The organism is Roseovarius salincola (genome assembly GCF_026891095.1).
GTDB classification, from domain to species: domain Bacteria; phylum Pseudomonadota; class Alphaproteobacteria; order Rhodobacterales; family Rhodobacteraceae; genus Roseovarius; species Roseovarius salincola.
The window spans coordinates 50289-65247 of record NZ_JAPTNL010000015.1 but is presented as its reverse complement, the minus strand read 5'-3'; the positions used below and the strand labels follow the sequence as shown (position 1 = coordinate 65247).

The window sequence follows — 14959 nt, the reverse complement described above, 5'->3', positions numbered from 1 at the left end:
AGGCGGCGCGGGTAGGCTAGGCTCCGGACGCAATGCATACAGGGGCGCAGCATTTATGCCAAGCCGCCCCGCCGCACAAGGACAGGAGGCAGGGTGATGCCATATCGCGCACCCGTTCAGGATTACCAGTTCATCCTCGACCATGTCGTCGGCCTGTCGCGGGTCGCCGCCACCGACCGCTTTGCCGAGGCCACACCCGACATGACCGCTGCCATCCTGACCGAGGCGGGCCGCATGTGCGAAACGGTGCTGGCACCGCTGCAACGCACGGGCGATCTTCACCCGGCGCGGTTGGAAAACGGCGTTCTGCGAAGTTCGCCGGGTTTCGCCGAAGGCCACAAGGCCATCGCCGAGGGCGGCTGGGTGTCGATCGCCGCCGACCCGGCCCATGGCGGCATGGGCCTGCCCATGGCCCTGACCGCCTCGGTCAATGAAATGATGAGCGCCGCCTGCCTGGCGCTGCAAATTCACCCGCTGATGACCCAGGGCCAGATCGAGGCGCTCGAACATCACGCCAGCGATGAGCTCAAGGCGCTCTACCTTCCCAGACTGGTCAGCGGCGAATGGGCCGGCACCATGAACCTGACCGAATCGCAGGCCGGGTCGGATGTCGGCGCGCTGGCCACGCGGGCCGAACCAAATGGCGATGGCAGCTACGCGATCACCGGGCAGAAGATCTATATCAGCTGGGGCGACAACGACTTTTGCGAGAATGTCTGCCACCTCGTGCTGGCCCGCCTGCCCGATGGCCGGCCGGGCACGAAGGGGATCAGCCTTTTTCTGGTGCCCAAGTTCATCCCCGATGAAAACGGCGCGCCGGGGCGGGCCAATGACCTTTCGGTGGTCAGCCTCGAACACAAGATGGGCCTGCATGGCAGCCCGACCTGCGTGATGCAGTATGACGGCGCGACCGGCTGGCTGGTAGGGCGCGAACATGACGGGATGCGCGCCATGTTCACCATGATGAACAACGCCCGCCTTGGCGTGGGGGGGCAGGGCATCGGCGTGGCCGAAGCCGCCTTCCAGCATGCGCTGGCCTATGCGCAGGACCGCAAGCAGGGCCGCAGCCCGCTCAAGGACGGCACCGGCGCGATCATCGACCATGCCGATATCCGCCGGATGCTGGCGGTTATGAAGGCCGAAACCTTCGCCGCGCGTGCCATCGCGCTGGATTGCGCCGTCGCCATCGACATGGAAACCGCGACCCAGGCCCCCGAATGGTCGGCGCGCGCCGCGCTCCTGACCCCCATTGCCAAGGCCTTCGGCACCGATACCGGCATCAAGGTGGCCGATCTTGGCGTGCAGCTGCATGGCGGCATGGGCTATATCGAGGAAACCGGCGCCGCGCAGTACCTGCGCGACGTGCGCGTTACCGCGATCTACGAAGGCACCAACGGCATTCAGGCGATGGACCTTGTCGCCCGCAAACTGATGGACGGGGGCGAGGCTGCCCATGCGCTTCTTGACGAGATCGAAGCGCGCGCTGAAACCGCCCGCGCCCGGCTTCCCGACCTTGCAGAACCGGTCTGGCAGGCTTCCGAAACCCTGCGCGAGGCGCTCGATTGGATGCTGGCGAATTCCGATCTCAACCAGCGCTTTGCCGGGGCCACGCCGTTTCTTTCGGCCTTCGCGCGGGTGCTGGGCGGGCATTACCACCTTGCCGCCGCCATGGCCGAGGAGACCGCCGGCGTGCGCACGCGCCTCGCGCGGTTCTACATCACCCGCCTTCTGCCCGAACATCAGGGCCTTCTGGCCCATGCCACCGCCGGGGCGGACGGGCTTTATGCGCTCACGCCAGAGGATTTCTGCACATGATGGACGGCATTTCGGAACCCCTGCGCTATCCGTGGCGCGATGCGCCGGACGAGGGCGAGGCGATCACGGTCGCCCCCGGCGTGCTGTGGATTCGCCTGCCGTTGCCGATGGCGCTCGATCACGTCAATATCTACGCCCTCGATGAAGGCGACAGCTGGACCGTCGTCGATACCGGGCTCCAGTCCGGCCGCACCATCGCGCTATGGGAAGAACTGCTGGCCGGGCCGCTTCAGGGGCGGCCCGTGTCGCGGGTCGTCCTGACCCATCACCACCCCGACCATATCGGCATGGCGGGCTGGCTGATGGAGCGGTTCGGCGCCGAACTCGTCACGACCCGCACCGCCTGGCTCATGGCGCGGATGCTGATCCTCGATGTCGAGGAACGTCCCAGCGATCAGGCGCTGGCCTTCTGGCGCCGTGCCGGGATGGACCCCGCCATATACGAGGCGCGTAAATCCGCGCGTCCGTTCAATTTCGCCGATCGCTGCCATCCGATTCCGGTGGGCTATACCCGCGTAAAGCAGGGCGACACCCTGCGCGCGGGCGGGCGCGTCTGGGACGTTCACATCGGTCATGGCCATGCCCCCGAGCACCTGACCCTCTGGAGCCGCGACGACAATCTCGTGATCGCGGGCGATCAGATCATCGCCTCGATCAGCCCCAATATCGGCATCTACCCGACCGAGCCGGATGCCGATCCGCTGGCCGAGTGGCTCGAATCCTGCGGTCGGCTGGCTGGGTTCGCGCATCAGGATCATCTTGTGCTGTCGGGCCATAAGCTGCCCTTTACCGGCCTGCCGGTGCGGATGCGCCAGCTGATCGAGAATCACCATGGCGGGCTTGATCGTCTGCGCGCGCATCTCGCCAGCCCCAAGACCGCCGCCGAATGTTTTGCGCCCCTCTTCAAGCGCCGGATCGACGAGGGCACCTACGGTCTGGCGCTGGTCGAGGCGCTTGCGCATCTCAATCACCTCCATCACGCTGGTGAGGTGACACGCACGACGCGCGCCGCCGATGGCGCATGGCTCTGGCAGGCGAAAGGTTAGGCGCATGTGGATGACGAAATCCGTACCTCGGCGGAATATCACGAGGGCGACGCCCTGCCGCGCCGCCACGAGGTTCACTCCGACCCCGACGCCCCCGCCTGCGAAGAACTTCCCGAGAAGATGCGCCGCAAATCCCTCGAACAGAAAAGCCCCGCCGAATGGGCCTACGAACGCCTGATTCTCTACATCAAGAACTTCGAGGAACAGCTCGATAACGCGCATGAGGTGGCCATGGGCTTCACCGGCGGCGATGCCGGCGTGCTGCGCATCGAGGGGATGGGCTATTTCGAGCCCGACATCGTGACCTTCTACGGCACCGATGCCAGCGGCGCGCGCAATCAGCTTGTGCAGCATGTCAGTCAGCTCAACGTGATGCTGCGCGCCCTGCCCAAACGCATCGAACAGGAACCCCCCGCCGCATCGGTTTCCGCCTTTTCGAGGACCTCGGATAAGGCCCGTCACCTGCGTCAGCTTGGAGGGTGACAGGCCTTGAGAAATGCAGTATCCAACGTGCTGATTTTCACCGCAACGGCGAACATGAAGGACACGGGAAACATGGCAGATCACAAGCATGGCGAGATGAACATCGAAGTGCAGGAAAAAACCTTCGAAGGTTTCGTCAGGATTGTCGCATGGTCCTGCGTTGCGATTGTCGCGTTTCTGATCTTCGTGGCGCTCGTCAACGCCTGAGACAAGGGTTGGCGGCGTCGCGGGCAGGGGGGCCGGCAATGCGTGGGTGGGCGATTGCGGTCTGCGCCGCGCTCAATCTGGCGGGCTGCACCGCCGCCGAAGTCTGGGCGCCTGACGAGGCCGTGGCGAAAGCCAGCTACCGGCACAGCGGCCCGCCCCGCCTGACCCTCTACACGATGATTAACAACCAGAGCGGCGCCGGGGCGCACAGCTCGTTGATGATAAACGGCTCAGAGCGGGTGATCTTCGATCCCGCCGGGTCGTTCAAGCACGAAACCCTGCCCGAGCGAAACGACGTGGTTTTCGGCATCACCCCGCAGGTCGAGGATGTCTATACCCGCTATCACGCGCGTGAAACCTTCCGCGTGCGCGTCCAGAAACTCGATGTCAGCCCCGACACCGCCGATCGCGTGATGCGTCTGGCGAAATCCAATGGTCCGGTCCCTTCGGCCCATTGCGCGCGCGCGACCTCGACCATCCTCGCACAGGTCTATCCCGAGGCGATCGCCACCACATGGTCGCCGGTCCGTCTCTCCGAAGCCTTCGCCGCCCTGCCCGGCGTCACGGGGCGCGTGCTGCGCGAGTATGACAGCGACGACAACAGCAAGGTGCTGGAGGACTGGGACCCCAACCGCGTCGCCAAAGCCGCGACCGGCGGCTGATCCGGCCCGCCCGCGCCGATCACTCTCCCGGCCCTATCCCAGCAGGTAAAGCCCGCCATAAAGCGTGGATGCGCCAAGAAAGATCGCCAGCAGCATGTTGCGCGTCAGAACACCGGCGGCAATCGTGACCAGCGCAGCCGCAAGGCGCGGCGCATCGGGCGCACCACCCGTCGCCTGCGGCCAGAGCACCAGCGGCGCCACCAGCCCCGGCAACACCGCCACCGCCGTATAGCGCAGATGCCGCAGGATCCACGGCGGCAAGGGCCGGTCTCCGATCAGCCCGGTGAACACGAAACGCAGGCCGAAACTGCCCAGCCCCAGCACGATCATCACCAGCCACAATTCGCCCTTGTCGATCATGCCGCACGCCTTTCCGCCCTGCGCTTGTCGATCAGTTCGACCTGCGCGCCGGTCATCATGCCCAGCACCCCCGCCACCAGCAGGCCAAGGTTGAACGGCAGGAACGCAAAGACCAGCGCGCTCAGCACCGAAACAAAGCCCGCCGCCACATGGGCGCGCGTGCGCATCATCGGCCCGATCAGCGCCAGGAAGGTGATCGGGATCGCGAAATCCAGTGCCAGCCCCTCGGGAATGGCCGTGCCGATCATCGCGCCGACCCCGGTGAACAGGTACCAGGGCGGGCAGATCGGCGCCGCCACCCCGAAGAAATAGGTCAGCCGCTGTCCGATGGTCCAGTCGCGCCGCTCATCGAATTTCAGCACCGAACAGGCATAGGTCTGATCGACGGTGAAATAGGCCGCCCAGGCCCGCTGCCCCAAGGTCGCCTCGCCCAGATAGGGCGTCAGCGAGGCCGAATACATCGCCATGCGCAGATTGACCGCCAGCGCCGAGACCATCACGATCAGGGTCGGCGCATCGTTGCGCATCAGCTCGATCGCGGTAAACTGGGCCGCCCCCGCGATCACCAGGAACGAGAACGCCACCGTCTCGAACACATTGAGCCCCGCCTCGGTCGCCACCACCCCGAACAGGGTCGAGAACGGCACGATCACCAGGATGAAGGGCGAGCCGTCCCGCACACCCTGCCAGAAGATGGATTTGGAGGTTTCCGTCGCCACGTCTACGTCCTAGATTGTTCGCATGACACCCGCCTAGACCGAACCCCAGGGAGATGCAATTGGCGAGATCCGACGATCTGTCCGGCTACATCATCGCGCCCGATCCATCCGCCCCGCGCCTGACGCGCGGCGTCGACGGCGTCGATCACGATGGCACCCCCGTGCATATTTCCGTGGTCGAGGAACGCCCGCTGACCATCTTTCTCAATGGCCAGGAAATCGTGACGGCGATGACCATCGGCGATTATCCCGAATACCTGGCGCTCGGTTTCCTGCGCAATCAGGGCATGCTGCGCGCAGATGAAACCGTGCATCGCGTCGATTACGACGAGGATCTGGAAACCGTCGTCGTGCGCACCGATGGTCAGACCACCTATGAAGAGAAGCTGAAAAAGAAAACCCGCACCTCGGGCTGCGCCGTGGGCACGGTGTTCGGCGACATGATGGAAGGGCTCGAGAAGGTGGCGCTGCCCGATCTTCAGGTCCGCACATCGGATCTCTATGCGCTCGCCTCGCGGATCAACCGCACCCCCTCGCTCTATCTTGAGGCAGGGGCGATCCACGGCACGGTGCTCTGCGCAGGCGACCGCCCGCTGGTCTACATGGAGGACGTGGGCCGCCACAACGCCGTCGACAAGATCGCCGGCTGGATGTTCTCCGAAGGCGTCGGCCCCGGCGACAAGCTGCTTTACACGACCGGGCGCCTGACCTCGGAAATGGTCATCAAGACGGCGCTCATGGGAATCCCCGTGCTGGCCTCGCGCTCGGGCTTTACCGCATGGGGCGTCGAAATTGCCCGTCAGGTCGGGCTGACCCTGATCGGCCGGATGCGCGGCAAGCGCTTTGTCTGCCTCTCGGGCGAGGAACGGCTGCTGCGCGATGCCGACCCCGCCAGTGTCCCCGAGGAAGACCACAAGCACCGCCGCAAGGGCGCGCCGACATGACTCCGTCGCTTTGCACCATCCGGGGCGCCGCATGATCCAGCCGCTTGGCGTGATCCTGGCCGGAGGGCAGGCCAGCCGCATGGGCGGCGGCGACAAGGGGCTTTTGTCCCTTGGCGAACGGACCATCCTCGATCATGTGATCGACCGGCTCGAACCGCAGGTGGCGGGCATGGCGCTCAATGCCAATGGCGATCCGGCGCGCCTTTCGCGTTTCGCCCTGCCGGTCCTGCCCGACAGCATCGCCGATCACCCCGGCCCGCTGGCCGGGGTTCTGGCCGGGCTCGACTGGGCCGCCGGGCAGGGGGCCGAAACCATCGTCACCGTCGCCGCCGACACACCCTTCTTTCCCTGCGACCTCGTTGCGCGCCTGCTGCTGGCCGCCGAGGGCATGACCCACCCGCTTGCGCTGGCCGCCACGCCACGTCCCGAAGGCGAAAGCACCCGTTCCATGACCCGTTCGGGCCTCGTGCGCCATCCGACCTTCGGGCTCTGGCCCGTGGCGCTGCGCGACGATCTGCGCGCGGCGCTTTCGGGCGGGCTGCGCAAGGTGGTTCTGTGGACCGAGAAACATGACGGTCGCGAGGCGCTGTTCGATACGCCTGGCGATCCCTTCTTCAACGTCAACACACCCGAAGACCTCGCGAAGGCACGGGCGATGCCGGAGGCCAGCACATGAAGATCTACGGCGTCGTCGGCTGGAAGAACGCCGGCAAGACCGGGCTGATGGAACGACTCGTCACCGAGATCGCAGGCCGCGGTTTCCGTGTCTCCACCATCAAGCACGCCCATCATACCTTCGACGTTGACCACCCCGGCAAGGACAGCCACCGCCACCGCGTCGCCGGTGCGACTGAGGTGCTTCTGGCCTCGCGCAACCGCTTCGCCCTGATGCACGAGCTGCGCGACGAGCCCGAGCCGCCGCTTGCCGAACTGCTCGACAAGCTCGCGCCGGTCGATCTGATCCTGATCGAAGGCTACAAGCGCGATTCCCATCCCAAGATCGAAGCCCACCGCGCCATCACCGGCAATCCCCTGATCGCGCCGGATGATCCCACGATCCGCGCCGTGGCCAGCGACGTGCCGCTGGATCTTGACCGCCCTGTCTTCGATCTCGACGATACCGGCGCGATTACCGATTTCATCCTGTCCGAGGTCGGGCTTTGACCCCTTTTGACAGCGTCGCCATCGTCGACTGGTCTGGCGGCAACGACACTGGGGCGCGCCCGCGCCGCGATGCGATCTGGCTGGGTCTGGCGCGTGCAGGCGAGGCGCAACGCCCGCCGCCGCGCTACCTGCGCAACCGGCTGGAGGCCGAGGAAACGCTCGAAACCCTCATCGAGTCCGAACGCACGGCGGGCCGCCGTTTGCTCATCGGCTTCGATTTTCCCTTCGGATTTCCAGCAGGCTTTGCCGCCGCGCTCACGGGCCGGGCCGATACGCTGGCCGTCTGGCACTGGCTCGAGGCCCGGATCGAGGACAGCCCCCGCGCCAATAACCGCTTTGCCCTGGCCGGTGCGATCAACCGCGCCCTTGGCGGTGGGCGCGGCCCGTTCTGGGGCAACGGGCGGCCTGCCCTCGATGTGCCGGGCCTGCCGCGCACCAAGGCGGATTACGCCAATCCCTTTCCCGAGCGCCGCGCCGCCGAACGGATCGCGCGCGGCAGCTTCACTTGCTGGCAACTGGCCGGGGCAGGAGCGGTCGGCTCTCAGGTGCTGATGGGCCTGCCCGTGCTCGAACGGCTGCGCCGCCGCTTCGCCCCGGATGTGGCGGTCTGGCCCTTCCAGCCCCTTGCCGGCGCGCCCGTGATCTTTGCCGAAATCTGGCCGACCCTGATCGACGGCGCGGTAAAACGCGCCACCGCGCGCGGCGGTATCCGCGACGCTCATCAGGTCGATCTGCTGGCGGTCGCGCTTGCGCGCTTGCCCCGGGGCGACCTCATCGCCATGCTGGATTGCGACGCCGCCGAGGAGGGCTGGATCATGGGCCTTGGCCACGAAAAGAAGCTGGAACAAGCCGCGGCGCAGCACGGCACTGACCTGCGCCCGCCCCCCCTGCGCGACGATTGTTTCGCGCTGCCCGCCGGTGTCGACTGGACCCCGGTCGATGACGCGCTGGCGCTGCTGCGCGACCGCCTGCACCCGGTCGTCGCCACCACAAGCGCGCCCCTTGGCAAGGCGCTTGGCCGCATCCTGGCGCAGGACGTGACCGCACGGCGCGCCAACCCGCCCCAGCCCAACAGCGCCGTCGACGGCTACGGCTTCGCCCACAGCGCCCTGGGGGGCGGCGACCAGCTCTTGCCGCTCCTGCCGGGGCGTGCGGCGGCGGGGGTGCCGTTTGACGGCACCGTGCCCGCGGGGCATGCGCTGCGGGTGCTGACCGGCGCGGCGCTGCCCGAGGGCGTCGATACCGTCATCCTGCAAGAGGACGTGACCGCCAGTGACACCCAGATCGCCTTTCGCCCCGGCATCCGCCCCGGCGCCAATACCCGCCGCGCCGGCGAAGATGTGGAACCCGGCCAGACCATCCTTGCCGCTGGCCGCCGCCTGACCCCGGCCGATCTTGCGCTGGCGTCGGCCACCGGGCTGGCCGACCTGCCGCTGCGCCAGCGCCTGCGCGTCGCCGTCATATCGACCGGGGATGAGCTGATCGAGCCGGGCGACACCCCCGCGCCGGGGCAGATATTCGACGCCAACCGCCCCATGCTTCTGGGGCTGGCCGCTGAGTTCGGCTTCGAGACGCTTGACCTTGGCCGCATCCCCGACAACCGCGACACCCTGCGCGCCGCCTTTGACCGCGGCGCGCGCGAGGCCGATGTGATCCTGACCTCGGGCGGCGCATCGGCGGGGGACGAAGACCATGTCTCGGCGCTGCTCAATGCGGCCGGTGCGATGGCTGAGTGGCGCATCGCCGTCAAACCGGGCCGCCCGCTGGCGCTTGGCCTCTGGAACGACACACCGGTCTTCGGCCTGCCCGGCAATCCGGTGGCGGCGCTGGTCTGCACGCTGATCTTCGCGCGTCCCGCCATGGGCCTGCTCGCGGGGGCAGGCTGGCATGAACCGCAGGGCTTCGACCTGCCCGCCGCCTTTTCCAAGACCAAGAAACCGGGGCGGCGCGAATATCTGCGCGCCCGCATGCGTGATGGCCGCGCCGAGGTCTTCCCCTCCGAAGGATCGGGCCGCATCAGCGGGCTGAGCTGGGCCGAAGGGCTGGTTGAACTGCCCGACGGCGCGGCAAGGATCACCCCCGGCACGCCGGTGCGATACCTGCCCTTTTCAGGCTTTCTCTGACGCGGCAACGCCGCCCCTGTTCAGAAATCCGCGTTGACGCCGGGCAGGTTCAGCGCCCGGATCAGGTCGCGCAGCTCCTGGCGCGCGGCGACATTCGAGATGTTGAGCTGCTTCACACCCACATCCTTGAGATCCAGAAGCGTCAGCCCGCGCGGAAACAGCTCGCGGAAGATCACCCGCTCGTTGAACCCCGGCGCGGTGCGAAAACCGATGCGCCGCGCAAGGTTTTCCAGCGCATCGCCCATCTTCTTCTTGTTGACCATCTGCTGCGCCCCGAGCCGGTTGCGCACCACCACCCAGTCGATCGGCTTCAGCCCCGCCTGCGCGCGCAGCTGGCGGGCATTCCAGACCATCTCGGAATAGACCGACGGCCCAAGAATGCGCATCCCGTCGCTGTCCACATGCGCCAGCAGGTCGAAATCCACGAAACTGTCATTGAGCGGCGTAATCAGTGTATCGGCCAGACTATGCGCCACCTGGCTCAGCCTCGTGTGCGAGCCGGGACAGTCGATCACGATGAAATCGCTGTCGGGTTCCAGTTCGGCCACCGCCGCCGAAAGGCGCCGGTCATAGACGTTCTCGCCGGGCTTCAGGCTGTCCTGATCGACCTCGGGCAGATCGTGGTAATAGGGGCTGGGCAGGCTCATGCCGGACTTTTCCAGGAACCGCTTGCGGTTCGCGGCATAGCTGCCGAATGTCTTCTGGCGCAGATCCAGATCCAGCGCGCTGACCTTGTGACCCATGCGTGCCAATGCCGTGGCGACATGCATCGAAACGGTGGATTTGCCTGCGCCGCCCTTCTCGTTGCCGACGACGATGATATGGGCCATGTGTCCTGGTTCCTCTGTCCCTGCTCGGGGCCGTTTTTGATTGAACGCACTCTATCCGCGAGGGACGGTTTTGCAAAGACCGTGTTGCCGTGTCGCCGCAGGTTGCGGCCCCTGTGGCACAGCTGCCGCGCCTTTGCCGGGCGGCATGAAAAACGCCGCCCCGATCCGGGACGGCGTTCGGTCTTGCAGCAGGCTGCCCGGTTTCAGAAGCCGAGGCCCGAATACTTGTTCTTGAACTTCGACACGCGGCCGCCGGTGTCCATCAGGCGCGAGCTGCCGCCCGTCCAGGCCGGGTGCGCCGACGGATCGATATCCAGCGACAGGGTGTCGCCTTCCGCGCCATAGGTCGAACGCATCTGCACGATGGTGCCATCGGTCAGCTTGACGTCGATGAGGTGATAATCGGGATGGATGTCTTTTTTCATCGTGCCGCTCCTTATGCCGACTTGTCGGTTTTCTTGGGCTTGTAGGTGCTGTCCTCGGCGATCCGGGCCGATTTGCCCCGGCGCGAGCGCAGGTAATACAGCTTGGCACGACGGACGCGGCCACGGCGCACGACGTCGATGCTGTCGATATTCGTCGAATAGAGCGGGAACACGCGTTCCACACCTTCACCGAAGGAAATCTTGCGCACGGTAAAGCTGCCGGCAATGCCGGCGCCGTTCTTGCGGCTGATGCAGACGCCTTCGAAGTTCTGCACGCGCGAACGGGTGCCTTCCGTGACTTTGTAACCGACACGGATCGTGTCACCGGCCTTGAAATCCGGAATGGTCTTGCCAAGCTCTGCGATTTGCTCGGCATCCAGTTGAGCGATCAGATCCATCGCTATTTCTCCTATATGCTTGCGGTTTCATCCGCAAAGTTTGGTGCCGCCTCAGAGCTCTTGGTCTTCGTCCGGGTCCCTACCATGTGTATCACGGTAAGCCCGCCAGAGATCAGGTCGTCGTTCCTTTGTCAGCCTTTCGGCCATTGCGCGCCGCCAGGAGGTTATATGCCCGTGATGGCCCGAAAGAAGAATTTCGGGGATCGGCAGGCCCTTCCAGACGGCTGGTCGCGTATACTGGGGATGTTCAAGCAGACCTTCGGAAAAGGACTCCTCTTCCGTCGATGCCTGATTCCCAAGCACGCGCGGTATAAGTCGGACCGTCGCATCAATCAAGGCCTGAGCGGCGATCTCGCCCCCGGTCAGGACGAAATCGCCCAACGAGACCTCCTCGATGCCGTAATATTCGATGACCCGCTCGTCCATGCCCTCGAAACGCCCGCAGATCAGCGTGACGCCGGGGGCCTCGGACAGGCGCTGCGCCATCGCCTGATCAAAGCGTCGCCCGCGCGGGCTCAGATACAGGATCGGCGCGCCTTCGGGCGCTTCGCTCCGGGCATGTTCGATGGCGCGCCCCATCACGTCGGGGCGCAGCACCATGCCCGCGCCGCCGCCTGCGGGCGTGTCATCCACATTGCGATGCTTGCCCTCGCCGAACGGGCGCAGATCGGTGGTTTCAAGCTGCCACAGCCCGTCTTTCAGGGCCTTGCCGGTCAGGCTTTCGCCCAGCACGCCCGGAAATGCCTGCGGAAAAAGGGTGATCACCTGTGCACGCCACGCCCGCGCAAGGCGCGGGTTGTGGGCCATCAACTCCTGCGGTTGCAGGCTGGCCCGGATGGATTTGCGGCCGTGGGATCTGGGTGCATCGCTCATGGCGCATGGGCTTAGCCCCCGCGCGTGTCCGAGGCAAGGCCGAGTCGCGCCTTGCCCGCCTCAGGCCGACCCGCGCGGCATCGGCAGATCGGCCTTGTTATAGGGCGCCCAGTCGGTGATCTCGGGGTAATAGGTCTTGCGCCACTGGCGCACGCGCGGGTTCATCACCCGCCGCCAGACCGGCGGGATCATCGCCGCCATGGTCATGATCGGATAGCCATAGGGCAATTGCGGCGCTTCGCTCTCGTCATAGTTCTGCAGCAGCGGAAAGCGGCGGTCGGGCTTGTAATGGTGGTCCGAATGGCGTTGCAGGTTGATCAGCAGCCAGTTTGACGCCTTATGCGCCGCGTTCCAGCTGTGATGCGGTTTGACATGCTCGTATTTGCCCTCGCCCAGATGCTTGCGCGTCAGTGCGTAATGCTCGACGTAATTGACCAGTTCAAGCTGCCAGATCGCGACGCCCGCCTGCCAGATGAACAGCAACAGCCCCGTCCAGCCCCCCACCAGCAGCGCCAGCAGCAGCATGAACGCCTGCAGCCCGAGATACCGCCAGAACGGATTTTCAGGCGCGGTCCAATTCTTGCCCTTGCGCGCCAGCATCGCCTGCTCCGACCGGAACGCCGACAAGGGCGATTCGCGCAGCACCCGCGCGAAATAGCGGTGGAACCCCTCGTTATAGCGCGCCGTCACCGCATCGCGGGCGGTGCCCACATAGGGGTGATGGACCCTCAGATGTTCCGAGCGGAAATGCGAATAAAGCACCATCGCCAGCAATGCATCGCCCAGAAACCGCTCGCCCCGGTCCTTCTGATGCATCAATTCATGGCTGTAGACGATCCCCACCGTCCCGCTGATCACCCCCACGCCGAAGAACAGCACGATGGTTTCCAGCGGCGACAGATGCGCATCCCCCGGCCCGGTGACATACCAGATCATCCAGAACAGCAGCACGAACTGCACCGGCGCCCAGATGATCGTGATCGCCTTGTACCAGCTCAACTGGTCCTCGCCGGTCTCGAGATCCGCATTCTCCAGGTTCAGCCCCAGGATCGCATCGAGGATCGAGAACAGGTACCATGTGGCCAGAGGCAACAGGATCACCGTCCACCCCCCGTAAAGCGCGCCGGTCAGCGCGACGGGCACAAGGATCAACGACATCCAGAACGGCGCGGCATTGCGGAACTTGGCAACTTGGTCTGACGGTATCATGCACAGGTCTCCTGCGGGGCAACAACACAACTGGCGCACGTTTCAGCGCGCATTTTCCAGCCTTCCACGGGCAAGGTCAAACACCTTGCGCATCACGGTGGGCAGATCCGACGGGCGAAACGCCGCAGCCGGATGGAATTCACCGCGCAGGGCGATGCGATCCACCGGCACACGCGCCACGCGGACCTTCAGGCGCAGTTCGAAATGGGTGAACACATGGCGCGCCTCCTCCGGCAGCTCCTGCCACTCCGCGTCCAGCGGCGGCGCAGGCTCTGGCGCGTCACTCCATTCGCTTCCCGGCCAGCCCAGCATCCCGCCCAGAAGCCCCTTTGCAGGGCGCCGCTCCAAAAGCCAGGCGCCATCCTCGCGCCGCGCCACATAGGCGATGCCGTGGCGCAGCGGCCTTGGTTTCTTGGCGGCCTTGCGCGGCAATTCCCCCTGCACACCGGCCGCGCGCGCCGCACAGGGCGCGCGCCAGGGACAGATCCCGCAGGCCGGCGCGCGCGGCGTGCAGACCGTCGCGCCAAGATCCATCACCGCCTGCGCATAACATCCGGGGCGCGCATCCGGCGTGGTCGCCGCGGCGGCGGCCCTGATCTCGGGCTTGGCGGCGGGCAGCGGCGTGCGGATGTCGTGAAGCCGCGCCATCACCCGCTCCACATTGCCATCCACCACCACCTCGGGCGCGTCAAAGGCGATCGCCGCGATCGCCGCCCCCGTATAGGGGCCGATCCCCGGCAACGCCTCAAGCGCGGCGCGCTCCTGCGGAAACACCCCGTCCAGCTCATGCGCCACGACGCGGGCGCATTTCACGAGGTTGCGGGCGCGGGCGTAATATCCAAGCCCCGCCCATTCCCCCATCACCTGCGCCTCGGGCGCATCCGCCAGGGCCCGCACATCGGGCCAGAGCGCGGTAAACCGCTCGAAATAACCGATCACGGCGGCCACGGTGGTCTGTTGCAGCATGATTTCCGAAAGCCACACGCGGTAGGGATCGGGCCGCACACCGGCCGCGCGCGTCTCCGGCCCCACGCGCCATGGCAGGGCGCGCGCATGCCTGTCATACCAATCAAGGATTTCCGCCGCCCCGGCGCGCTCACACATTCGTTATCTCCTGCGGGCGGTTTTCACGCTGGCAAGGCCCGCCACATGCCCTAAGATAGGCGCCAATTCGAGGATGCCACCATGCCAAAGCGCGAAAGCACCACACGGGGTTTCAAGCGCACCGCCCAGCTTGTGCAGGGCAGGGTGCGGCGCGCCTCTGAATCGCGTGGCTTTGCACAATCGCGCCTTCTGACACATTGGCCCGAAATCGTCGGCGAGGATATCGCCGCCATCGCCCGGCCCGTCAATGTATCTTACGGGAGTCACGGGCTGGGCGCGGTGCTGACGGTGCTGACCACGGGCGCGCAGGCGCCGATGCTGGAAATGCAGAAGGAAACGCTGCGCGACAAGGTGAACACCGTCTATGGCTACAAGGCCATCGCGCGCATCCGCATCACGCAGACCGCGCCCACCGGCTTTTCCGAAGGGCAGGCCAGCTTCGATCACCGCCCGAAATCCGTCGCGCCGCCCGCGCCCGACCCCGAAACGCAGAGCCGCGCGCACTCGCTTGTCGCCCCGATCGGCGACACGGGCCTGCGAACGGCGCTTGAAGCCCTCGGGCGGAACGTTCTATCCAAGACGAAACGCTGACACTCA

17 protein-coding genes and 1 pseudogene are annotated in these 14959 nt (G+C 66.0%); 10 read left to right on the top strand and 8 right to left on the bottom strand.

The genetic code is table 11. From position 1 onward, the window contains the following. The first annotated feature begins 96 nt into the window (after positions 1–96). From N5A93_RS15215 to N5A93_RS15195, 5 genes and pseudogenes are all read left to right on the top strand, one after another. The gene (locus tag N5A93_RS15215; RefSeq protein ID WP_268955948.1) at positions 97–1815 is read left to right on the top strand and encodes an acyl-CoA dehydrogenase; all 1719 of its coding nucleotides are present in this window, start codon (positions 97–99) and stop codon (positions 1813–1815) included. Beyond that, positions 1812–2861, top strand: coding sequence for an MBL fold metallo-hydrolase (locus tag N5A93_RS15210; RefSeq protein ID WP_372921268.1), 1050 nt, complete (start codon positions 1812–1814; stop codon positions 2859–2861). The genes N5A93_RS15215 and N5A93_RS15210 overlap by 4 nt, the downstream gene beginning before the upstream one ends. Before the next feature lie 6 nt (positions 2862–2867). Beyond that, positions 2868–3313: pseudogene (locus N5A93_RS15205) on the top strand (DUF6173 family protein). A 103-nt stretch (positions 3314–3416) separates the two neighbouring features. Further along, complete coding sequence (locus tag N5A93_RS15200) at positions 3417–3551, top strand: aa3-type cytochrome c oxidase subunit IV (RefSeq protein ID WP_268955947.1); 135 nt, start codon at positions 3417–3419, stop codon at positions 3549–3551. 38 nt (positions 3552–3589) lie between these two features. Next, positions 3590–4213, top strand: coding sequence for a hypothetical protein (locus N5A93_RS15195; protein WP_268955946.1), 624 nt, complete (start codon positions 3590–3592; stop codon positions 4211–4213). A gap of 33 nt (positions 4214–4246) precedes the next feature. Here the strand turns inward: N5A93_RS15195 and N5A93_RS15190 are convergent, their stop codons facing one another. After that, on the bottom strand, positions 4247–4573 hold the full coding sequence (locus tag N5A93_RS15190) for an AzlD domain-containing protein (RefSeq protein WP_268955945.1): 327 nt from the start codon (positions 4571–4573) through the stop codon (positions 4247–4249). Continuing rightward, a complete protein-coding gene (locus N5A93_RS15185; RefSeq protein WP_268955944.1) occupies positions 4570–5292 on the bottom strand; it encodes an AzlC family ABC transporter permease in 723 nt (240 codons plus the stop codon). Before N5A93_RS15185 ends, N5A93_RS15190 begins: the two co-directional genes overlap by 4 nt. A gap of 53 nt (positions 5293–5345) precedes the next feature. On the opposite strand from N5A93_RS15185, the gene fdhD reads away from it, so the two are divergent. Genes fdhD through N5A93_RS15165 form a run of 4 tightly spaced genes read left to right on the top strand, consistent with a single transcriptional unit; the run spans position 5346 to position 9523 of the window. Further along, positions 5346–6236 carry a formate dehydrogenase accessory sulfurtransferase FdhD gene (gene fdhD, locus N5A93_RS15180; RefSeq protein WP_268955943.1) on the top strand — a complete coding sequence of 297 codons (891 nt, stop codon included), beginning with the start codon at positions 5346–5348 and terminating at the stop codon, positions 6234–6236. Between the two features lie 31 nt (positions 6237–6267). Further along, on the top strand, positions 6268–6912 hold the full coding sequence (mobA, locus tag N5A93_RS15175) for a molybdenum cofactor guanylyltransferase MobA (RefSeq protein WP_268955942.1): 645 nt from the start codon (positions 6268–6270) through the stop codon (positions 6910–6912). Further along, a complete protein-coding gene (mobB, locus tag N5A93_RS15170; protein ID WP_268955941.1) occupies positions 6909–7400 on the top strand; it encodes a molybdopterin-guanine dinucleotide biosynthesis protein B in 492 nt (163 codons plus the stop codon). Before mobA ends, mobB begins: the two co-directional genes overlap by 4 nt. Continuing rightward, entirely contained in the window at positions 7397–9523 is a 2127-nt protein-coding gene (locus N5A93_RS15165; protein WP_268955940.1) for a molybdopterin-binding protein, read from the top strand. Before mobB ends, N5A93_RS15165 begins: the two co-directional genes overlap by 4 nt. A gap of 20 nt (positions 9524–9543) precedes the next feature. On the opposite strand, the gene N5A93_RS15160 is transcribed toward N5A93_RS15165, so the two are convergent. From N5A93_RS15160 to N5A93_RS15135, 6 genes are all read right to left on the bottom strand, one after another. After that, complete coding sequence (locus tag N5A93_RS15160) at positions 9544–10353, bottom strand: division plane positioning ATPase MipZ (protein ID WP_268955939.1); 810 nt, start codon at positions 10351–10353, stop codon at positions 9544–9546. 203 nt (positions 10354–10556) lie between these two features. After that, complete coding sequence (rpmE, locus tag N5A93_RS15155) at positions 10557–10778, bottom strand: 50S ribosomal protein L31 (RefSeq protein ID WP_268955938.1); 222 nt, start codon at positions 10776–10778, stop codon at positions 10557–10559. Positions 10779–10789: 11 nt separating this feature from the next. Continuing rightward, positions 10790–11176 carry a 50S ribosomal protein L19 gene (rplS, locus tag N5A93_RS15150; protein WP_268955937.1) on the bottom strand — a complete coding sequence of 129 codons (387 nt, stop codon included), beginning with the start codon at positions 11174–11176 and terminating at the stop codon, positions 10790–10792. A gap of 51 nt (positions 11177–11227) precedes the next feature. Next, positions 11228–12049: a tRNA (guanosine(37)-N1)-methyltransferase TrmD gene (trmD, locus tag N5A93_RS15145; protein WP_268955936.1), complete on the bottom strand. Its 822-nt coding sequence runs from the start codon at positions 12047–12049 to the stop codon at positions 11228–11230. Positions 12050–12109: 60 nt separating this feature from the next. Next, positions 12110–13258, bottom strand: a complete 1149-nt coding sequence (locus tag N5A93_RS15140; protein ID WP_268955935.1) for an alkane 1-monooxygenase — start codon at positions 13256–13258, stop codon at positions 12110–12112. 42 nt (positions 13259–13300) lie between these two features. Beyond that, the gene (locus tag N5A93_RS15135; protein ID WP_268955934.1) at positions 13301–14362 is read right to left on the bottom strand and encodes an A/G-specific adenine glycosylase; all 1062 of its coding nucleotides are present in this window, start codon (positions 14360–14362) and stop codon (positions 13301–13303) included. Positions 14363–14443: 81 nt separating this feature from the next. Between N5A93_RS15135 and N5A93_RS15130 the strand changes: the two genes are divergently transcribed. Continuing rightward, entirely contained in the window at positions 14444–14953 is a 510-nt protein-coding gene (locus tag N5A93_RS15130) for a DUF721 domain-containing protein (RefSeq protein WP_268955933.1), read from the top strand. The last annotated feature ends 6 nt before the right edge of the window (positions 14954–14959 follow it).